The organism is Telluria sp. ZT3P25 (assembly GCF_059685895.1).
Window position 1 is genome coordinate 2,968,853 of the sequence record NZ_JCASIJ010000001.1, and the last position, 20,308, is coordinate 2,989,160.

Genomic DNA, 20,308 nt, shown 5'->3' on the forward strand with positions numbered 1-20,308 from the left:
AACGGCTCTGCTGAGCGCCCTCAAGGGAGGTTGCGGTTGGATATGCCGGGGGCATTGCGCATGCATTGATCCTGCCGCGTTTGGAGCAATTTCAGCAGCGCTACCCCGATATCTATCTCATGATTGGTATAAATGATCGTCATGTGGACCTGATCCAGGATGGCGTCGATTGTGTGATCCGTACCGGCAACGTCAATGACTCGACGCTGGTCTCGCGCCGTTTGGGGGCGTTACGCTGGGTCACATGCGCAGCGCCGTCCTATGTGGAAGAAAAGGGGATTCCCAAGAGGCTGCTGGATGTGCAAGCACACCAGGCTGTCCATTACTTTTCCAGCACGACGCGGCGGGGAAGTGAGCTGCATTTCGTCGAAGACGGGAATTGCGTCACCGTTCCGGTGTCCGGCAAAGTTGCAGTCAACGAGACTGGGCTTTACATCAAGCTTGGAATCGACGGACGCGGCCTGATTCAGTTGGCGGAGATCCTGGTGGCGGAACAATTGCGGAGCGGAGAATTAGTCGAGGTGCTGGCCGACTGGCGGCCAGCACCTGTTCCTGTATCACTGCCTTACCCCCGCCGCCGCTTTCTCTCTCCGGCGATGCGTGCGTTTGCCGATTGGACAACCGAACTGTTTACCGACGTCTGTTGCGGGTCGACAGTTGCCTATCGAAACAGTCTGCGACTTATCACCCGGCACCCCGTACCCAAAACAACTTGCAGAACGATGCAACGGATGAATCGTGTCAGGCCGTCACATGTACACCATTCCAGAACGCGACGTGGCCAGTAATATTTGACGCGGCGGATTTTGGTGTGGCATACACCCACGCCGCATCCTTGTTAACCTTGCCGTTCACCTCAATGTGGCAGCAGCTCGCTGTCCCCTTCCAGGGAAAGTTGCTTGTTGTACTTGAGCGCTGAAAAATTGACGGTTTAAAGAGGCGGGGGGGGAAATAATGGTTCCCTTCGACGACGACCGTATCGTTCGAACGCGCCAGCACCTCACCATTCCATATTGCTTTCATATGTACTCCAGTAGCGCTTCGGATCTGAAGCGCGGACCAGTCTACACCGGTTGCGCGAGAGAGTTGATGCGGATATTTGTGCGACGAGTGCGCGCAAAGCGGGGTCAGGTCTGACATTCAGACACAGGCTCTGCGATGATCTAACTCGTTCATTTTTCGAGCGCATCTTGAAACGCCAGTGGCTTCTTTGAAATTCCCTTGATTCAGGCTCAACCCTTTCGTCGCAGGGTATGCACGGGTCGGCGCATTCGACTGGACCGCTGTGCGGCTGCTGCCTAAGGTGGAAACTTTCCAAACCCCGGGAGTTTCCATGCGCGTTCTACTGTCTTCCCTTCTTTTCGCACTTTGCCTGGCGAGTGCCGCACATGCCGCCGAAGGCACCGCCCCAGGCGCCCGGGCAGCCGACGTGGCGGCGATCCACGCGGTCGTCGATCAATTCAAGGCGGCGATCATCGCCCGTGACGGCAAGACCCTCGGCAGCCTGTTCCTGCAAGACCATGACAGCTGGCTGTCGGTGGCCGACGAGGCGGTCTGGGCCAAAGTCAAGGCGCGCAATCCGAAGGCACGCAAGGTGGTTCCTTCGAGCTGGAAGAAGTTCGCCGAACTCATCCAGACGGCCGACAAGCCGATCGAAGAACGTTTCTACAACGTGCGGGTCGATACCAATGGAGCCGTCGCCTCGGTATGGTTCGATTTCGATTTTCTCGACGACGGCAAGGTGACCAACCGCGGCAGCGAGAGCTGGCAAATGGTGCGCGCGGAAGACGGCTGGAAGATCAGCTCGATGCTGTTTTCCATCGGCGACTGAGACGATAGAATAGCAACCTTACAATTCGAAAAGCCGGCATGAAAGTCGAAACGCCCCTGTTCGTTCCCGTGCTGGCCGCCCTGCCGGTCGCTGCCTGCATGGCCATCCTCGGGCTGCCTGTCTTCGGCTACGAGTATGCTGCGGCCTTTCGCAGCTTGTACTTCGTTGCCTGCCTGGTGTGGTTGATTCCGCTGGCGCTGCTGCAGCGCGCCATGTGGCGCCGTGACTGGCCCTGGCTGCGCATGGCGCTGGTACTGCTGGCCGCCAGCTACGCCATGTCCATCCTGAACGCCGTGCTGGGACAGGGCCTGGGCATCTGGCTCGGGCTGCAAAAGCACTACCGCTGGAATGAACTGGCCGAGGGTCTGGACGGCTGCTGGCTGGCCCTGATCGCGTTCTGCGCCGTGCATGCAGTGGCGGCCTACTACCTGTCGCTGCAGCAGGTGCGCCTGCATCTGGCAGAGGCGCAGGCCGCAGCGCGCGACGCCCAGCTGCGCGCGCTGCGCCTGCAGGTCAACCCGCACTTTCTTTTCAACTCCCTGAACGCGATTTCCGCGCTCGTGTCGGCCCAGTCCAACCGCGAGGCCAACCGCATGCTCGGCTGCGTGGCCGACTTCCTGCGCGCCACGCTTGCGCACGACGGCCGCCACGAGCATTCGCTCGCGGAAGAGCTGGCCCTGCTCGACGCCTACCTCAAGATCGAACAGGCACGTCTGGGCGAACGCCTGTGCTTGAGCATGAAAGCCGGTCCGGACCTGCTCGACAACGTCATGCCCTACCTGATGCTGCAGCCCCTGGTCGAAAACGCGATCCGTCACGGCATCGCGCCGCTGTCGGTTCCCGGGCGGCTCGACATCCGTCTTGAGCATGTGGGCGGGAGCCTGCTGGTCGAGGTGCGCAACGACGGTCAGCAGCCGGCGCAGCCGGGATGCGGTATCGGCCTGGCCAACGTGAGGGAACGCTTGCGCCACCTGTACGGCGACGAGCAGGAAGTCGAGGCGGGATGGGGGCCGGACGGCCGCTTCGGCGTGCGTATCGCCCTGCCGCTACGCAGCATGGCGGCGGCGGCATGAACATACGGGTCGTCATTGTCGACGACGAACCGCTGGCCAGGCTGGCGGTCAAGCTCAGGCTGGCGCGGCGCAGCGGCTTCGCGCTCGTCGGCGAGTTCGGTGACGGCGACAGCGCCCATGCCGGCATCCTGGCGCTGCGGCCCGACCTGGTATTTATCGATGTCGAGATGCCGGGCAAGACCGGGCTCGAGGTGCTGGCCGCGCTGCCGCCAGCGCAGCGGCCGATGGCGATCCTGCTGACCGCCTACGACAGCTTCGCCCTGCAGGCGTTCGATCTGGCCGCCCTGGATTACCTGCTCAAGCCGGTCGATGACGAACGCCTGGACGAAGCCCTGGACCGCGCGCAGCAGGCCTTTCCTTACCGCGCCCACGGCCGTACGTTGCCACCAGCCGCGCCGGCGCTGCGCAGCTTCAGCGTGCGTGTCGGCGCGCGCACGGTGCTGGTGCCGGTTGCGCAGGTCGAGCGCATCGAGGCCGACGGCGACTACGCCACGCTGCATGCGAACGGCAAGACCTGGCTGGTTCGCGAGCGCCTGCACAACCTGGCCATGCAGCTCGATGCGCGCCAGTTCCACCGTGTGCACCGCTCGACCATCGTGCGGCTGGACATGATCGCCGAGCTGCGCTCGCTGACCAATCGCGACGCCCTGCTGCGTCTGCATGACGGCAGCGTGCTGCGCGCCAGCCGCACCTATATGCCCGCCCTGGCGGAAGCACTCCAACACCTCGACAATACATCCGCATGACGCAGCTTCAATCCACATCCGCCCGGCTCGCCGGGCTGGACACCCTGCGCGCGCTTGCCATCGCGCTGGTCCTGATGTCGCACTACCAAGGCTTCGTCAGCCACGCCCCGACCTTCGGCTTCATGGGAAAAATCGGCTGGGCCGGCGTCGACCTGTTTTTCGTGCTGAGCGGTTACCTGATCGGCAATCAGCTGCTGGCGCCGGCCGCGCGTGGCGATCACCTGGATCTGAAAACCTTCTTCGCACGCCGCTTGCTGCGCACGCTGCCGAATTACTACGCGGTGCTGGCCGTGTACCTGCTGCTGCCGGATAGTCCCATCGCCGGCAAGAGCATGGCGCCGGTCTGGCAGTTCCTCACCTTCACCCAGAACTTCGGTTTGAACTACGGGGAGACCTTCACGCACTCGTGGTCACTGTGCATCGAAGAGCAGTTCTACCTGGTGTTCCCGCTGGCGGTGCTGGTACTGGTCGGCAGCAAGCGCTCGCCGCGCCTGCTCTGGTGCGCCCTCTTTGCCGCCATCGGCGCCGGCATGACGGTGCGCGCCATGGCCTTCATGGGCGGCATGGATGTCTTTGCGGCGCCGGTGTACTACTCGAGCTTTTCCCGCTTCGACGAATTGCTGCCCGGTGTCGCCATCGCGATGCTGAAGAATTTCCATCCGGCGGCCTTTGCACGCATCCTGCGCCATGGGAATGCGCTGCTGGTAGCGGGCCTGGCGATGTCGGCAGCTGTGCTGTACGGAATAATGAACGACGTGCCGACCGCTTTTGCGGCATCCACCTTCGGATTTTCACTGGTTGCCGCCAGCTTCGCGCTGCTGACCTGTTCGGCGCTCAGCCTCGGTTCGATCCTGAACCGGGCGCGCATTCCCGGCGCGGCCAGCCTGGCCCTGTGGTCCTACGCCATCTACCTGGTGCACAAGCCGGTGTTCATGGCCTTGCGGCCGGAATTGGTCAGCAGGGGCATCGATCCCGGCGCACCCTTGACCATTGCAGCGGTCATGGCGGCCGGCATCCTGGGCGGCTGGGTGCTGTACCGCGTGATCGAGACGCCGTTCATGCAACTGCGGGCGCGCTGGTATCCGGCTGGCACATCAACGACGCATCACACAGGCGCGGCGATGCCCGCCGGTCATTCGATAAGGGGCTAGTCCAAAAAGGCTGAACGGTAGCCGCCAAACATCGTGCGCACTCAACATGCCGCGTCGCGACGCTCATGGCTTACCATGCACTATCACCACTTCCTTGCGCGCCCCGTGAAAATCGCCATCGGCCACCGCCTCTTTGCCTCCGTGCTCCTTGCCATGCTGACGGTGGCGGCTGCTGCCGTGCTGCTGCTGCGCCAGAATGTACTGGGCAGTTTCGGCGACTACGCGGTGGCGATCGAACTGGATCGCCTCGATGAACTCTCCGGCGCCGTCGCGCGCCAGTACAGCCAGCATGGTGACTGGACGTTCCTGCCGTCCGGTGACGATCGGCGCGACTGGATCGGCGGCGAGCTGACGCGCCTGCAGTCCGTGCGCGGGAAGCCGGTGCCGCCAGTCAGGCCAGTGGACCCTGTCGCCCCTGCCGCGCCGGCGTCGCCCGCCGCTCCCCTGCACAAGCGAGCGGGCCCGCCCCTGCCACCGCTACCACCGCCCCCACCCGCCCCACCCGGCGTGATCGCCGACCTGCACACGCGGATCACGCTGCTCGATGCGAATGGCGCGTATCTAGCCGGCCGCCCGCCCGGCAACCTGCCACTGGCCCGGCGCGCGATCACCGTGGATGACCGCACGATCGGTTATCTCGGCGTTGCGCTCAGCGCGCGCCCCAGCGACGCGATGGCGTTCGCCTTTCTCGACCAGTTAGAGCGCAGCCTGTGGCTGATCGGCGGGCTCGCTCTCGTACTCAGCGCGCTGGCGGCAATTGGCCTGGCGCGCCACTTCCGGCGCCCGATCGACCGCCTCGCGCGCGGCGCCGGCGCGCTGGCGGCCGGCGACTACGCCGTGCGTCTACCGGTCCAGCGCAGCGACGAACTGGGCGACCTCGCGCGGCACTTCAATGCGCTGGCCGAGCGGCTCGATCAGGCCGAAGCGGCGCGCCGCCAGTGGGTGGCCGACACGTCGCACGAACTGCGTACGCCGCTGGCCGTGCTGCGCGCGCAGCTCGAAGCGATCCAGGATGGCGTGCGCCAGGCCACACCAGCAACTGTCGATGCGATGGTGCTACAGGTGCATGCGCTAACGAAGCTGATCGACGAACTGTATGCGCTGGCGCGGGCCGACGTCGGCGAACTGGCATGCCAGCGCGTGCCGCTCGATCTGTGGCAACTGGCGACCGCCGAAGCGCAGGCCTTCAGCGCGCGCTTCCAGGCGGCCAACCTGACGTTCGAGACCGACGCGGCGCCGGCACGATCACAGGTGCTGGGCGACCCGGACCGCCTGCGCCAGGTACTGGCCAACCTGTTCGAGAACAGCCTGCGCTACACGGCGCCCGGCGGCGCGGTGCGGCTAAGCGCGCAGGTGCATGATGGCCAGTTGCACCTGACGCTCGACGACAGCGCGCCCGGCGTGCCGGATGCGGCGTTGGCGCGGCTGGCCGAGCGCTTCTACCGCGTCGATGCATCGCGCAGCCGCGCGCATGGCGGTGCCGGCCTGGGGCTGGCCTTGAGCCGGCGTCTGCTCGACGCGCAGAGCGGCACGCTGGCGTTTGACCATTCACCAATGGGCGGCCTGCGCGTGACCGTCTCGCTGCCGCTGCCTGAAAAGGAGACGCCATGAGCAGCACGATCATGATCGTCGAGGACGAGCCCGAACTGGCCGCCGTGGTTGCCGACTACGCACGCGCAGCCGGTTATGTCCCGACCGTGCATGGCGACGGCGCGCAAGCCCTGGCCGCGATCCGCACGGCGACACCGGATCTGATCGTGCTCGACCTGATGCTGCCTGGCCTGGATGGCCTGGCGCTGTGCCGCGCGGTGCGCGCGTTTTCGGAAGTGCCGATCGTGATGGTAACGGCGCGGGTCGAAGAAATCGACCGCTTGTTGGGATTAGAACTAGGCGCCGATGACTACCTGTGCAAGCCGTTCAGCCCGCGCGAACTGATGGCGCGCATCAAGGCGATCCTGCGCCGCGCCGGAAGCGGCGACATCGCGCCAGCGGCGCTGCTGCTCGACGAAGGCGCGCGCAGCGTCAGGATCCACGGCCACGCGCTCGACCTGACGCCAAGCGAGTACGCAATCCTGGCTGCGCTGACGCGCCGGCCGGGCCAGGTGCTGTCGCGCGCCCAGCTGCTCGACGCGGCCCGCGCCGACAATCTCGACGCCACCGACCGCGCGATCGACAGCCACGTCAAGAACCTGCGGCGCAAGATCGACGGGGCGGCGCCGGGGCTGGAGCCGATCCGCTCGATCTACGGCCTCGGCTACCGCTACGACATGTGAAGCTTACTTCGGCGCGTACATCGACGCGTAGCGCGCACCGAAGTACAGGATGAACGCATAGCAGGCGGCCGGCAGCAGGAACGAAATCTGCACGCCCAAGCTATCAGCCAGCGCGCCCTGCGCGAACGGCACCAGCGCGCCGCCGACGATGGCCATGCACAGGATGCCGGAACCCTGGCCCGTGCGCTTGCCCAGGCCGTGCAGCGCCATGCTGAAGATCGTCGGGAACATGATCGAGTTGCACAGGCCAACCGCCAGGATCGCCCACATCGCGATGTCGCCCTGCGCGAACGTGCCGACCAAAACCAGCACGATTGCCGCCACCGAGTTGAACGCCAGCGTCTTGCCAGGGCTGACCACGCGCATCACGGCAAAGCCAATGAAGCGCCCCACCATCGCGCCACCCCAGTAGATGCTGACGTAATGGGCGGCGTCAGCGTGTGCCAGACCGGCAATCTGCGGCTCGCCAATGAAATTGATCAGGAAGCTGCCGATGCTCACTTCGGCGCCCACGTAAAGGAAGATACCGATGGCGCCCAGCACCAGATGGCGATGCCCCAGCACCGAGCCGGCGGCACCCGCCACCGGCGTGCCATCGTCATCGGCGGCGACAATCTTCGGCAGCTTCGCCATCAGGAACATCACGGCCAGTACGACCAGCAAGCCGGCCAGCATCAGGTACGGCCCGCGCACGCTGGCTGCTTCGGCGGCCGGATCGGCACCCGCTACGGCCGCGGCGCCCGCTGCCGACAGGATCAGCACCCCACCGACGGCCGGACCGATCGTCGTGCCCAGCGAATTGAACGCCTGCGTCAGCGTCAACCGGCTTGACGCCGTGCGCGCCGGCCCCAGCACGGCCACATACGGATTGGCCGCGACCTGGAGCACCGTGATGCCCGAGGCCAGCACGAACAGCGCCAGCAGGAACATGCCGTAGCCACCGGAAGCGGCCGGATAGAACAGCGTGCAGCCGCCAGCGGCCACCAGCAGGCCCGTCACGGCGCCCTTCTGGTAGCCGATGCGGCGAATCAGCACGCCGGCCGGCAGCGACACGATCGCATACGCGCCGAAGAAGCAGAACTGCACCAGCATCGCCTGCACATACGTCAGCGTGTACACCGCCTTCAGGTGCGGAATGAGCACGTCGTTGAGCGACGTGATCAGGCCCCACATGAAGAACAGGATGGTGACGATGACGAGCGCCCCCGTGTTACTGCCTTGTTGCGTCCCGGGGGGACCGTCCTGCCGCGCGACTGGTGCCGCGCCCGTTGCCATATTGGCCATGCTGTCTCCTGATGATTGTTATTGTGGTCGGGTGCTTAGCGGGCCATGCCGGCGGGCGGACGTGGCAGGTCGCGGGCACGTGTGCCCCAGCCCTGCGCATCCGGCTGCGGCGCCAGCTGGTACTTCAGCGCGCCGCCCGACTGCAGTTGCTCCCAGTCGAGCCAGACGCGTTCCACCGCGCGGCCGCCGTAGTTGACTGACTTGACGAAGCCGCGCTGGCCCGGCTTGGCGCCCGCAGCGTCGATGCGCAGCGTGCGGCCCTGGGCCAGGTCGATCTCGGCGCCGGCAAAGCGCGGCGCGTGCAGCAGGAAGCGGCCGCTGCCCGGCATGTCCGGATAGATGCCCAGTGCGCTGAACAGGTACCAGGCCGACATCGTGCCCAGATCATCGTTGCCCGTCACGCCGCCCGGCCCATTGGTGAACAGCGTTTCGGCAGCACGCAGCACGGTGGTCGTCTTCCACGGCTGGCCCATCAGCGTGTACATCCACGGTGCGTGCAGGTCCGGCTCGTTGTTCGGGTTGTAGCGGAACTGGGCGTAGTAGCTGTACGGCCCCACCACCCACGACTTGCGCACGGCGTTCGGGTCAGCCAGCACGGCCTCGTAATCGAAGAACTGGTCGAGGCGGCCGAGGGCCGGTGCCTGCCCGCCCATCGCTGCGGCCAGGCCCGGCACGTCCTGCGGCGCCAGCCACTGGTACTGCCACGCCGTGCCTTCATGGAAGCCATGGTCGCCGCGCGGGTCGAACCCGCTGCCAACGTCGGCGAACCAGCTGCCGTCGATCAGGCGCGGCCGCGGGAAGCCGCGCTGGCCGGTCGGTTCATCGACCGCATTCGCATCCCAGACGGTCTTCCAGTTCTGCGCGCGCTGGGCCAGCACACGGGCATCGTCCTCGTGGCCGAGGGCCTTGGCCATCTCGGCCAGCGCGCCATCGGCCAGCGCGTATTCGAGCGTCGCCGAGGCGCCGTGGTGCGGGTCGGTGTCCATGCCTTTCGACACAAAACTGCGGTCGTACTGCACGAAGCCCTGCTTCATGTAGTTCGGATTGCCTGAGCGGCCTTGCGGACGGATGCCGTGGGCCGGCACGCCGAATGCGTTTTCGCGCAGTGCGGTGTAGGCCTGGGCTTCGCGGCCCTTCAGCGCGCCGAAGCGCCACAGATCGACCAGGAACGGCGTGACCGGGTCACCCGTCATGATATTGGTTTCGAAGTTGGCGTAGCCCCAGCGTGGCAGCCAGCCGCCCTGGTCGCGGATCGCCAGCACCGAGGTCGCGATATCGCGCGCGCGTTCGGGGCGGATCAGTGCCAGCAACTGGTTCTGCGCGCGGTAGGTATCCCACAGCGAGAAGAATTCATAGTAGGTCCAGTCCTTGGCGGTATGGACTGCATCGTCGTAGCCGCGATAGCGGCCATCGGCGTCGTTGCCCGTCAGCGGCTGCAGCAGCGCGTGGTACAGCGCCGTGTAGAACACGGTGCGGTCATCCTTGCTACCGCCCTTGATGCGCACGCTCTTGAGTTCACGCTGCCAGGTGGCCTGCGCCTTGGTTTTCATCGCGTCAAACGTCAAGGCCTTGTCGCCCGTCTTGCCGTCGGCGGCGAGGTTGACACGCGCGCCTTCGGCATCGACGTGCGAGATCGCGCTGACGGCGGTCACCGCCTGGCCGTTCTTCAGGTCAAAGGTCAGCCACACGCCATGCGGCTTGGCTTCGCCCTGCTGGCTCGGGCCGGCAGCGCCGGGCCAGCCGCCGCGGTCGTCCCAGACGCCCTTGGCGGCGATCGGCTGGTCGAACTCCATGCGGAACCAGGTCGTGTACTTGGCGCCGCCGCAGAAACTGCGGGTGACGATCTTGCCTTCGACGGCGCGCTCGCCGACGACCTGCACTTCGCTGCCGATGACGCCATGGCGCTCGTTGGCCTGGGCAACGTTGAGCAGCACATGGCCCGTCTTGGTGCCCGGCGCATAGGTATAGCGTTCGGCGGCGGCGCGGGTCAGCGCGGTCGCTTCGGCCGTGATGCCGCCGTAGCTGGTCAGCTTGACCTTGTAGTAGCCGGCCTGGCCCACTTCGCCGTCATGCGTGTAGTCGGCGGCGTAGCGCTTGTGGTCGAACGTGCCTTTCTTGGCGGTGTCGAAATCTCCGCCCGGGCCGATGGTGCCGGTGACCGGCAGCACCGACAGCTGCCCGCCCTGCTCCCAGCAGCCGGCGCCGGACAGGAACGAGTGGCCAAAACCCCGGATCCGCTTGTCGCTGTAGCGGTAGCCGGCGTAGTGGTCGGCAATCGGGCTGACCTGGATCATGCCGAACGGCGCGGAGGCGCCAGGGAAGGTATTGCCTTCATCCTGGGTGCCGATGAAGGTGTTGACCGGCATGCTGTCGGCCGCCAGCGCGACCTGTGCGCCCAGGGGCAGCAGGCAGGCCAGCACCAGCGTGGGGACACTGAAACGGGTACGGAAATGCGGCATCACGATGCTTCTCCTTCGAGCAGTTCGAACAGTTGGTGCATGGCCGCCGGTGGCGGTGGGGTGGCGCCGGCCTGCAGGCAGGCGGCGGAGCCGGCCGCCAGTGCGGCGTGCAGGTGCGCCTGCAAGGGGCGCTGCGGATGGCGTGCAAGGCTGTGCAAGAGGCCAGCGGCGCTGGCGTCGCCCGCGCCGACTGTATCCACGACCGCCACTTTCGGCGCCAGCGCGTGGCAGCGCTCGTCGCCATGGAACAGGCTCGCGCCCTGGCCGCCGCGAGTGAGCAGGCAATAGGCGGCGGGGTTGAACGCGCGCAGGCGCGCCAGGGCGTCGTCCAGGCTCAGGCCGGGGAACAGGCCGCGCAGGTCGTCGTCCGACACCTTGATCAGGTCGGCCAGCGAGGCCATCGCTTCGAGCGTCGGCGTGTAGCGTGCATCCATCAGGTTGCGGTAGTTCGGATCAAAACTGATCGACACACCGCGCTCCTTCAGCGTGCGCGCCAGCGCCACCAGCGTGGCGGCCAGCGGCTCGCGCGCCAGGCTGATGCCGCCGAAGTGGGCCCAGCGCAGACCGTCGAAGGCGCCGGCCGGCAGTGCCGATGGATCGAAATGCAGGTCGGCGCTGTCGTCGCCGATGAAGAAGTAGCGTGGCGGCTCGCCGCCCTCGACCACGGCCAGCAGCGGCGCGCGGTCCACGCGCTGCAGCAGGCGCAGGTCCAGGCCAGCCGCTTCGCTGGCGGTCCACAGCGCGTCGCCAAAACGGTCGCGGCTGATCGCGCCGGCAAACGCCGTTGGCTCGCCCAGCACCGCCAGCGCGCGCGCCACGTTCCAGGTCGAGCCGCCCACGCGGCTGACCCAGCGTTCGTCGCCCTGATGGATCATGTCGGTCAGCGCCTCGCCGGCGCACAGCATGAACGGCGCATCAACCATGGCGGGGTCCTTTCATCGCGGCGACGATGTCGTAGACCGCGCCCATCGTGTGGTAATCGACCTTGCCGGCCGGGCTTTTCTCGTCACTGAGCTTGCGGTTTTCGCGGTCCAGGATGCGGTACCAGGCGCCGTGCTCGTGGTCGACGAAGTGGCTCCAGCTGTATTGCCACAGTCGTTCGTACCAGGTCCAGTAGGCGTCGTTGCCGGTGCGCGTGGCCAGGAGCGCCGCCGCGGCGGCGCTTTCGGCCTGCACCCAGAAGTACTTGTGGCTGTCGCAGACGGTCAGGTCGGGCGCGAGCGAATACGCCACGCCGCCGAACTCGTTGTCCCAGCCCTTCTCCACCGCGACCTTGAACAGGCGCTCGGCGGTTGGCAACAGCCAGCTCAGATCACCCGTCAGAACGCCCGGGGCGCGCGCTTCGAGCTGCACCAGCAGCTTGGCCCATTCGGTGAAGTGGCCTGGCTGAAAGCCCCACGGGCGGAACAGGTTTTCCGGGTCGTCGATGTTGAACTTCCAGTCCGGCTGCCACTGTTCGTCGTAGTGTTCCCAGATCAGGCCACCGCAGCGCGCGGCCTGGCGCTGCGTGATGTTGCTGGCCACCAGATAGGCGCGCTCGAGGTAGCGCGCTTCGCCGGTGGCCTGATGCGCTGCCAGCAGCGCTTCGACCGCGTGCATGTTCGCGTTCTGGCCGCGGTACGTCGACAGCGTGCTCCAGTCCTGGCTCGCCTCGTCGGCGTACAGGCCATCGGCCGCGTTCCAGAAGCGCGCTTCCATCAGGTCGAACGTCTCGCCGATCCAGGGGCGCGTCTCTTCCAGCCCTGCCATCGTCGCATGCGAATACGCCAGCAGCACGAAGGCCTGGCCATAGGCATGCTGGGTGCCGTCTTCGACATCGCGTCCGTCGAGCATCCAGGCATAGCCGCTGCCATCTGGTGCGCGGTGTGCTTCGCGCAGGAAGCCCATCGCGTGCTGCAGGCCGTCCAGGTAAGCCGCGTCGCCGAACTGGCGGTACGCCATCGCATACGTGAACACGAAGCGCGTGCTGCTTACCAGGTGCCGGTGGCGCGGGTCGTAGACGGCGCCGTCATCCTTGAAATAGTGGAACATGCCGCCGGCGGGATCGATCGCGCGCGGGTGGTAGAAACGCATCGTGTGGCGCGCGTGGTCGAGCAGCAGGTCCGGGCTGCGAAAGTTCGGGAACGTGGTCATGGTGGGGGCTGGTGGTTGTACGCTAGTCGTCGTAGCTGCTCTCGCGCACGATCATCTCGACTGGCAGGGTTATCTGGGTGGCGTCCACGTCGCTCTGCTGGAGGCCGGGCTGTTGAGAGTTGGTCTGTTGAAGCTCGGGCTTGGCGAGCAGCGCATCGACGCCGGCGCGGCCCAATGCTTCCTTGTCCACGCGCACGGTGCTCAGTGGCGGGATGGCGGCAGCCGCCGCGGCGATGTCGTCGAAGCCGACGATGGCTAGGTCGTAGGGAATCTTGAGCCCCTCGCCCAGGCAGTACTTCATGGCGACCAGCGCCGTGCTGTCGTTGTAGCAGAACAGCGCGTCGGGCCGCTTCGGCAGCGCCAGCAGGCTGCGCATCGCCTCGATGACGCCGTCGTCGCCCTCGCCCATGGTGGGCACGCTCACTTCGAGGTTCGGATCGGCATGCATCTTCGCGTCGAACAGCGCCTGGCGGAAACCGCGGTTGCGCTGCCCGATGCTGTAGTGGGCCAGGGACCCCGACAGCATCGCGATGCGCTTGCGCCCGACGCGCAGCAGGTGCTGCGTGGCGAGGTAGCCGCCGCTGATATTGTCCGGATTGATCGACGTGAAACCGCGCCGGTGCATGTCAACCAGCACCATCGGTTTGCCGGTCTGCTGCAGGGCTGTGAGGATTTCCGGCTCAAAAAAGCCGGCGCACAGGATCGCGTCGGGCTGGTGCAGGCGGATCTGCTCCAGCACCGGCTCGGCCGGCCCGACGACGATCAGCGACAGCGCGATGCCCTCGCGCCGGCACGCTTCTTCCGCCCCGTGCAGCACGGGCGTAAAGAAGGGGCTGGACGTGAGGGTGTTGTGCTGGCTGTGCAGCAGGAACGCAATGCGGCGGATCCGGCCTTTCTTGAGCAGCGAAAAGTCGTAGCCCAGCCGCAGCGCCGCATCGCGCACGGCCGTGCGCGTCGCCTCCGTCATCCCACCCTGGTTCTTCAGCGCGCGCGAGACGGTGCCAATGGACAGCCCGGTAGCGCTGGCGATGTGACGCAGCGTGACCTGGCTCACGGCCGCGCCTCCGGCATGCCGGGCATCGTGATCATGGACATGATCGGTCTCCAATCGTTGGTTTAATAAACGCCTCTGTGGGCGTTTTTTGCGTCGTCCGGATGGGATCCGGCGCGCGTTGTTCCAGTGCGTTTTATAACAGCCGCGCCTCCGGAGCGTCAACGCGGGCAGACTAAACTGCCCGTGTTTTAGCGCGTTTTAGTAAACAAGGGGCGCCCCAGAGTGCGGTGTGTTTACCGCGCTTCGAGCAGCTCCACTTCGGCCAGCTCAAACGCCGCTTCTTGTGCAAAGCGCAAGCGGTACACCTTGTACACGCCGGGCTTGGCGATGCCGAATGGCCGCAGCTGGCGTTCCCAGGCAAAGACTTCGTTCTCGCGCGTGTCCAGCGCAACCCAGCCGCCCTTCGCGTCGCGGCCTTCCAGCGTCCACGACACCTTGCCCAGCGGCGCCTTGCCGCCGGTGATCGTGTAGTGGCTGATGCGGGCGCTCTTGGTCAGCGTGATACCGATGTTCGCTGCCGCCGGCACTTCCACGGCGGTGGCCGCGTCGTCGTCGGTCAGCGGCGCGGGGGCGCGCTTGCCGTCCAGCGTGAGTGTCGCGCCCTTGCTGCGGTCGGCCAGGCCTGCAGGGCGTTTGCCAACAGGCGTCAGCGATGCCGGCAAGTCACCTGCCCCGGTGCCCCAGGTCGATGGCGTGCTGCCCATCGTGAATTCGAGCGTCGCGCCGGATGCAATGTCGTCGTGGCGGATCCATGGTTTGGTCCACGGCTTGCCATTGACGGTGAGCGACTGCACGTAGACGTTCTCCGGGCTGTTGCCATGAGCGATAACGGACAGCGTGCGGCCGTTTTCCAGACGCACATCGGTGCGCGCGAATGCCGGCGAGCCGATCACGTATTCAGGGGACCCCATCCGCAGCGGATACAGGCCCATCATCGCGAACGTGTACCAGGCCGACATCTCGCCATTGTCTTCGTCGCCCGCATAGCCCTGCCCGATCTCGCTACCAAGGTACAGGCGGGCCAGAATGTCGCGCGTGATCTTCTGCGTCTTGGCCGGCTGGCCGGCGGCTGCGTACATCCATGGGATGTGGTGCGACGGCTGGTTGCTGTGCGCGTACATCCCCATGCGCACGTCGCGCGCTTCCGTCATTTCGTGGATCACCTGGCCGTAGCTGCCCGAGAACTTCGCCTGCGCCGTTTCCGGTGTGGCGAAGAACGTGTCGAGCCGCTTGCCCAGCGCCGCGCGCCCGCCCATCAGGCCGGCCAGTCCTTCGGCGTCGTGCGGCACGGTGAACGCGAAGTTCCAGGCATTGGCTTCCGTATAGTCGCCACCCCAGCGGCGCGGGTCGAAAGCGTTGGCTGGTTCGCGCCATGTACCCTTGGCGTCGCGGCCACGGAAGAACCCCGTGGCCGGGTCGTACAGGTTGACGTAATCGGTGGCGCGCGCGCCGAAGTACGCGGCTTCCTCGCGGTAGCGGCGACCGCGCGCGGTGTCCCCTTCCCCGCCGGCCAGCGCGGTGGCCATCTGCGCCAGCCCGAAGTCATTGAGCGCGCCTTCGAGCGTCCACGACATGCCTTCATGGACCGACGCATCGGCATAGCCGCGATACATCGACTTGCCCAGGCCCTTGCGCCCGACGTTCGACACGGGCGGCACGACGGTCGCGTTCTTCAGCGCCGCCTCATACGCCTGGTGCGCATCGAAGCCGCGCACGCCCTTGAGCCAGGCATCGGCGAAAGCGACGTCGGAACTGGTCCCGACCATCAGGTCGGCGTAGCCCGGCGACGACCAGCGCGCCACCCAGCCGCCATCGCGGTACTGCTGCAGGAAGCCATCGACCATTTCGCCGGCGCGGGTCGGCGCCAGCAGCGCATAAGCAGGCCAGGTGGTGCGGAAGGTATCCCAGAAGCCGTTATTGACATACACCTTGCCAGCGACGACGGGCGCCGAGGTCTTGTCGTCGTCGCCACCGGTCTTGGCCTGCGACCAGCCGCTCTGGTCGGCGTGGCGCCAGTCGGGCTGCTGCGCGCTGCCGACGTTTTCGTGGCCGACGTTCGGGTACAGGAACAGGCGGTACAGGTTCGAGTAGACCGTCGTCAGCTGGTCGTCGCTGGCGCCGTCCACCTTCACCCGGCCCAGTTCCTTGTCCCACGCGGCCTGCGCGCGATCGCGCACGGTGTCGAAGCCGGCGTCGCCGATTTCCAGCGCGAGGTTTTTCTGCGCCTGCTCGACCGAGATCAGCGAGGTCGCGATGCGCATGCGCACTTCGCCGCCGTCGGCCTTGAACTTGATGTAGCCGGTCGGACGGCCCGTTTCCAGGGGACCGCTGGCCTGCCAGCGCTGGTCGAAGCGGGCGAACACGAACATGCGCGTCGCGCCGTTCGACAGGCCGCTGCGCGTGTCGGTATAGCCGCGCAGCGTCTGCGTGGCCGCGTCCAGGCGCAGGCCGCCGCGCGCGTCGACGTTATCGAACAGCAGGTTGGCGTCGCCCCCTTGCGGGAAGCGGAAGCGGAAGATCGCCGCCCGCTCGCTTGGCGCAATCTCGGCCCGGATGCCGTTGTCGAAGTCCACGCGGTAGGTGTGTGCGCGCGCCACTTCGTTCTCGTGCGAGAACGACAGCGCGCGGCGCTTGCGGTCGGCATCGGGCTGGCCGGTCGCGTTCGACGGCATGATCTGGAAGGTCTGGCGGTCGCCCATCCAGGGACTCGGCTGGTGGCTCAGCGACAGCGCCTGCAGGCGCGGGCGGTTGTTCTCGTCGTTCTGTTCGTTCCAGCGGTACAGCCAGCTCAGGGTGCTGGCGTCGGTGGCGGGCGTCCAGAAGTTGAAGCCATGCGGCATCGCCGTGGCTGGAATATTGTTCCCGCGCGAGAAGGTGCCGTTGGCTTGCGTGCCGCGCGTCGTCAGCACGTGGTCGGTCGGGCGCTTCGCCTCGGCGCGAGCCTGCTCGCCGATGACGATGTCATCGAGCCAGCCGCTGGCGCCGGCAGCCGCGCTGGGCTGCAGCGCCAGCTCTATCGACTTGATGCGGCGCCCCGCCAGGCTGCCCAGGCGCACCGACTTGTGCGCCCACTGCTGCGGATACAGCGTGTTCGACCTGGCCTGCGCCGCCACGTCGATGCGCACGCCGTGGTTGTCGCGCAGGTCCAGGCTGGAGATGCGGCGGCCGTCGTCCAGCACCAGGTCCAGCGCTACGCCAGTGGACGTGGCGATGTCGCCGTCGACGATCTCGGGCAGCACGTTCCACGACAGGACCGTGTCGGCCTTGATTGCCAGGTCGACCGCAAACAGCGGCAAGCGCCCGCCCTTGCCGTCCGCGCGATATTGCAGCGCGCGCAGGCCCGTATAGGCAGCCTTCGCCTTGGCGGCATATGGCTTGTCCGGGCCGCTGCCCGGCGTGACCCGGATGCCCTCGCCCGCGGCGGTGGCAGGAAGGGGCTCGTTCGCTTCGAACGACGTGGCAAAACCGTTTGCAGTACGGGATTCGGCAGCAGTGGCCACGCTCGCCAGCAGCATGGCCACGGCGGCGCCGATGGTGTGGGTCTTGTTCATGGGGTGGTCTTCCAGGATATTGGGTTGGTCGCGCGCATGGCATCATGCAGCGAGCGGACATGGAGGGCGGCGCGCAGCACGCTGTCGCTGGCGGTGGAGGTCACGTGCACGGTGACGGGTTCACCCGGCAGCAGGGTCAACGCATTGTCGTGGAACTGCGCATCGACGTCGCCGGCATCGAGCCAGACGCCGCGCGCCAGTGCCGCTGCCGTGATCTCGATGCGGTAGCCATCGCCATCGCGATGCACGGTCGTGCGCAGGCCAGGGTCGCGCCAGGCGACGTCTTTTGCCGGCACGAAGTAGACGATTCCGGTCGATGCCGGCTCGCCCTCCACTTGCAGCGTGAATACGGCGACGGTGGATGCCGGATCGGCGCCGGCGAGCAAGTCGGTGTCAGCATACGCGCCCACGTCGCGCGCCGACAGCGGCGCGATCGTCACGGCCTCGCGCGCATCGCGCAGCACAGTGCCATCGAGCGACATCACACGCGTGCGCAACGTCCCCTTCACGGCGTGCGTGCGGTCGTTGAGCAGGCTGACGCGCGTGGCGCCGCGGGCGTCGCGCAATGCCGCGACGGCGACCGGCGCAAAGAAGCGGCGCGCATGAAATTGCAGCGCTTTTGGCCGGCCGAACCAGTCGATGCTCGACCACGACGCGCCCGGCCACACATCGTTGAGCTGCCAGTACAGCGAGCCCATTGTGTGGGGCCGGCTGCGGCGATGGTGCAGCGCCGCCTGCTCGATGCCGTCGGCCTGCATCACCTGGCTCAGGTAGGCAAACGCCGGGAAGTCGACCGGCTCGCCGAACTGCTCCTGCACGTACTTCATCAGGCGCTCGTTGCCCTTGCCGGCCATGAATTTCTGGTGCGCTTCGATGACCGGCGTGGCCACGCCCTGCTCGGCGCGCGTCGCAAACGCGTCGATCGTGCGCTGCACCGGCCAGGCTTGCAGCCCGTACTCGGACATGAAGCGCGGCGTGATGTCCAGGTAGTTCGATACCGGATGCGCCGGATTGCCCCACACTTCCCAGTAGTGCATGTCACCGCTGCCGGGCGTGTTGGCCGCTTCCTGCAAATCGTTGCCGGGTGAGCTCGACCAGTAGCCAATGCCGCCGGCTTCTTCGGCCACCACGCGGCGCAGGTCGACGCCAAACAGCGCGACATACCCGTCCCAGACCTGATTGGCGAACACCGGATCGGCACGCTCGAGCGTCTTGCGGTGACCCCAGTTTTTCCAGGCGATCTCCTGCTCGTTGTTGCCGCACCAGAGCACGACGCTCGGGCGGTTGCGCAGCCGCCGCACCTGGTCGCGCGCCTCATGGACGACACTCGCGCGAAACGCCGGATCGTACGCCGGCTGCATCCCGCCGCCGAACATGAAATCCTGCCAGACCATCAGGCCAAGTTCATCGGCCAGATCATAGAAATCTTCGTCCTCGTAATAGCCGCCGCCCCAACTCCTCAGCATGTTCATATTGGCGTCGGCTGCCGACTGCAGCACGCGTCGCAACCCCTCACGGCGCACGCGCGGCTGGAACATGTCGAACGGGATTGTGTTGGCGCCCTTGGCAAACACGGGAATGCCATTGATGACGAAGTAAAAGCCCTGGCCGGCGTCGTCGCGGTCGCGCCGCAGTTCGACGCTGCGCAACCCCGTGCGCGCAGCATGCGTGGCAAGCGTGTTGTTGCCATGGCTGACGTCGAGCTGGTAGCGGTACAGCGGCTGCTTGCCGTAGCCGTTCGGGAACCAGCGCTGTGGATCGTCGATCCGCACCGGCAGTTCAATGCGGTTGGCGCCGGCGCGCAGGTCGATGCGTTGCGTCGCGGCGAGCGTGCGCTGGCCGCCGGGCGCCGTCTGCCACAGGCGCAGCGTGAAGCGCCCTGCGCGCACCACGTCCAGCGAGGCGATGGCGGCGACATCGGCGCGCACGGCGTCGACGCGGTCCTGGCGCAGTTGCAGGTCGTCGATGCGCACGGCATCCCAGCTGTGCAGCACGACGGGTTTGCCGATGCCTGCGGTGACGTAGCGCGGGCCCCAGTCCCAGCCATAGTGATAGCCGGGTTTGCGCACGAAGTTCGCGCTCATTACGTCTTTCGGTTCATCGCCATACGGCGATGCGTAGTTGCCAGCGATCTTGTGCGGCATCGCGGCGACCTGCGGCAGCATCGTGTTGATCGGCGAACGAAATACGATGCGCAGGATGTTGCCGTGTTCACGCAGCCGGCCCGTCACCGGCACGCGCCATGTGCGAAACGCATTGTTCGCGCCGAGCAGCTTGACGCCGTTGAGCCAGACTTCGGCAAAGGTGTCGAGCCCGGCAAACACCAGCTCGCTGCGCACGCGCTGCAACACAGCGCGCGGCACGTCGAAGGCGGTGCGGTATTCCCAGTCGGCCAGGCCGATCCATTGCAGCCCTGCTTCGGGCGCGCCGACATACGGATCGGGAATCAGGCCATGGGCCAGCAGGTCGGTGTGCACGGTGCCCGGCACCGTGGCCGCGCGCCATGGCATGAGGTCAGGATGCGCCGCTTCGCGTGCATCGCCCGGCAACAGGTGGAAGCGCCAGCCCCCGTCGATGACGAGCTTGTCGGATGGGTTGGCCAGAGCAAGGCCTGCGCAGAAGAAAAGAAGCAGGCCGGCGCACAGCGCGCGCCAGCCGCCGCCGGCCGTCGAGATCGTGTTGATCCGGTCGTTCATGGCGTGATCCTGGAAAGAAGACGCCCTCCCCGCCAGAGTGGCGGGAAGGGTCGATAC

General features: G+C 66.6%; 15 protein-coding genes. 7 read left to right on the forward strand and 8 right to left on the reverse strand.

What is annotated here, in order from left to right; translation table 11 throughout:
• Window positions 1-65: 65 nt before the first annotated feature.
• Window positions 66-788 (forward strand): LysR substrate-binding domain-containing protein, encoded by a 723-nt coding sequence (locus AC56LY_RS13240; protein ID WP_499580219.1) that lies wholly within the window; start codon window positions 66-68, stop codon window positions 786-788.
• Here the strand turns inward: AC56LY_RS13240 and AC56LY_RS13245 are convergent.
• Window positions 742-1,140: a DUF427 domain-containing protein gene (locus AC56LY_RS13245; protein ID WP_499580222.1), complete on the reverse strand. Its 399-nt coding sequence runs from the start codon at window positions 1,138-1,140 to the stop codon at window positions 742-744. The two genes, AC56LY_RS13240 and AC56LY_RS13245, sit on opposite strands and share 47 nt — an antisense overlap.
• 193 nt (window positions 1,141-1,333) lie before the next feature.
• On the opposite strand from AC56LY_RS13245, the gene AC56LY_RS13250 reads away from it, so the two are divergent.
• The 6 genes from AC56LY_RS13250 to AC56LY_RS13275 all read left to right on the forward strand — a co-directional run bounded on the left by AC56LY_RS13250 (window position 1,334) and on the right by AC56LY_RS13275 (window position 7,074).
• A complete protein-coding gene (locus AC56LY_RS13250; RefSeq protein ID WP_499580225.1) occupies window positions 1,334-1,831 on the forward strand; it encodes a nuclear transport factor 2 family protein in 498 nt (165 codons plus the stop codon).
• Between the two features lie 38 nt (window positions 1,832-1,869).
• On the forward strand, window positions 1,870-2,904 hold the full coding sequence (locus tag AC56LY_RS13255; RefSeq protein WP_499580228.1) for a sensor histidine kinase: 1,035 nt from the start codon (window positions 1,870-1,872) through the stop codon (window positions 2,902-2,904).
• A complete protein-coding gene (locus AC56LY_RS13260) occupies window positions 2,901-3,650 on the forward strand; it encodes a LytR/AlgR family response regulator transcription factor (protein WP_499580230.1) in 750 nt (249 codons plus the stop codon). The genes AC56LY_RS13255 and AC56LY_RS13260 overlap by 4 nt, the downstream gene beginning before the upstream one ends.
• Entirely contained in the window at window positions 3,647-4,801 is a 1,155-nt protein-coding gene (locus tag AC56LY_RS13265) for an acyltransferase family protein (protein ID WP_499580232.1), read from the forward strand. Before AC56LY_RS13260 ends, AC56LY_RS13265 begins: the two co-directional genes overlap by 4 nt.
• 75 nt (window positions 4,802-4,876) lie before the next feature.
• The gene (locus AC56LY_RS13270) at window positions 4,877-6,412 is read left to right on the forward strand and encodes an ATP-binding protein (RefSeq protein WP_499580234.1); all 1,536 of its coding nucleotides are present in this window, start codon (window positions 4,877-4,879) and stop codon (window positions 6,410-6,412) included.
• Complete coding sequence (locus tag AC56LY_RS13275; RefSeq protein WP_499580236.1) at window positions 6,409-7,074, forward strand: response regulator; 666 nt, start codon at window positions 6,409-6,411, stop codon at window positions 7,072-7,074. Before AC56LY_RS13270 ends, AC56LY_RS13275 begins: the two co-directional genes overlap by 4 nt.
• Window positions 7,075-7,077: 3 nt before the next feature.
• On the opposite strand, the gene AC56LY_RS13280 is transcribed toward AC56LY_RS13275, so the two are convergent.
• From AC56LY_RS13280 to AC56LY_RS13310, 7 genes are all read right to left on the reverse strand, one after another.
• On the reverse strand, window positions 7,078-8,358 hold the full coding sequence (locus tag AC56LY_RS13280; RefSeq protein WP_499580238.1) for a sugar MFS transporter: 1,281 nt from the start codon (window positions 8,356-8,358) through the stop codon (window positions 7,078-7,080).
• A gap of 35 nt (window positions 8,359-8,393) precedes the next feature.
• Window positions 8,394-10,817, reverse strand: coding sequence for a GH92 family glycosyl hydrolase (locus tag AC56LY_RS13285; RefSeq protein WP_499582043.1), 2,424 nt, complete (start codon window positions 10,815-10,817; stop codon window positions 8,394-8,396).
• Entirely contained in the window at window positions 10,817-11,740 is a 924-nt protein-coding gene (locus tag AC56LY_RS13290; protein ID WP_499580240.1) for a carbohydrate kinase family protein, read from the reverse strand. Before AC56LY_RS13290 ends, AC56LY_RS13285 begins: the two co-directional genes overlap by 1 nt.
• On the reverse strand, window positions 11,733-12,950 hold the full coding sequence (locus tag AC56LY_RS13295; protein ID WP_499580242.1) for an AGE family epimerase/isomerase: 1,218 nt from the start codon (window positions 12,948-12,950) through the stop codon (window positions 11,733-11,735). The genes AC56LY_RS13290 and AC56LY_RS13295 overlap by 8 nt, the downstream gene beginning before the upstream one ends.
• A 22-nt stretch (window positions 12,951-12,972) precedes the next feature.
• Complete coding sequence (locus AC56LY_RS13300; protein ID WP_183555460.1) at window positions 12,973-14,004, reverse strand: LacI family DNA-binding transcriptional regulator; 1,032 nt, start codon at window positions 14,002-14,004, stop codon at window positions 12,973-12,975.
• Window positions 14,005-14,237: 233 nt separating this feature from the next.
• Entirely contained in the window at window positions 14,238-17,555 is a 3,318-nt protein-coding gene (locus AC56LY_RS13305; RefSeq protein WP_499580244.1) for a GH92 family glycosyl hydrolase, read from the reverse strand.
• Entirely contained in the window at window positions 17,552-20,251 is a 2,700-nt protein-coding gene (locus tag AC56LY_RS13310) for a beta-mannosidase (RefSeq protein ID WP_499580246.1), read from the reverse strand. The genes AC56LY_RS13305 and AC56LY_RS13310 overlap by 4 nt, the downstream gene beginning before the upstream one ends.
• Window positions 20,252-20,308: the final 57 nt, after the last annotated feature.

What these genes read in the sequence shown, in the direction of transcription:
- AC56LY_RS13265 (WP_499580232.1), top strand. Translation starts at nt 3,647, where the DNA reads ATGACGCAGCTTCAATCCACATCCGCCCGGCTCGCCGGGCTGGACACC.
- AC56LY_RS13270 (WP_499580234.1), top strand. Translation starts at nt 4,877, where the DNA reads ATGCACTATCACCACTTCCTTGCGCGCCCCGTGAAAATCGCCATCGGC.
- AC56LY_RS13305 (WP_499580244.1), bottom strand. Translation starts at nt 17,555, where the DNA reads ATGAACAAGACCCACACCATCGGCGCCGCCGTGGCCATGCTGCTGGCG.
- AC56LY_RS13250 (WP_499580225.1), top strand. Translation starts at nt 1,334, where the DNA reads ATGCGCGTTCTACTGTCTTCCCTTCTTTTCGCACTTTGCCTGGCGAGT.
- AC56LY_RS13310 (WP_499580246.1), bottom strand. Translation starts at nt 20,251, where the DNA reads ATGAACGACCGGATCAACACGATCTCGACGGCCGGCGGCGGCTGGCGC.
- AC56LY_RS13255 (WP_499580228.1), top strand. Translation starts at nt 1,870, where the DNA reads ATGAAAGTCGAAACGCCCCTGTTCGTTCCCGTGCTGGCCGCCCTGCCG.
- AC56LY_RS13245 (WP_499580222.1), bottom strand. Translation starts at nt 1,140, where the DNA reads ATGTCAGACCTGACCCCGCTTTGCGCGCACTCGTCGCACAAATATCCG.
- AC56LY_RS13285 (WP_499582043.1), bottom strand. Translation starts at nt 10,817, where the DNA reads ATGCCGCATTTCCGTACCCGTTTCAGTGTCCCCACGCTGGTGCTGGCC.
- AC56LY_RS13280 (WP_499580238.1), bottom strand. Translation starts at nt 8,358, where the DNA reads ATGGCCAATATGGCAACGGGCGCGGCACCAGTCGCGCGGCAGGACGGT.
- AC56LY_RS13275 (WP_499580236.1), top strand. Translation starts at nt 6,409, where the DNA reads ATGAGCAGCACGATCATGATCGTCGAGGACGAGCCCGAACTGGCCGCC.
- AC56LY_RS13290 (WP_499580240.1), bottom strand. Translation starts at nt 11,740, where the DNA reads ATGGTTGATGCGCCGTTCATGCTGTGCGCCGGCGAGGCGCTGACCGAC.
- AC56LY_RS13295 (WP_499580242.1), bottom strand. Translation starts at nt 12,950, where the DNA reads ATGACCACGTTCCCGAACTTTCGCAGCCCGGACCTGCTGCTCGACCAC.
- AC56LY_RS13260 (WP_499580230.1), top strand. Translation starts at nt 2,901, where the DNA reads ATGAACATACGGGTCGTCATTGTCGACGACGAACCGCTGGCCAGGCTG.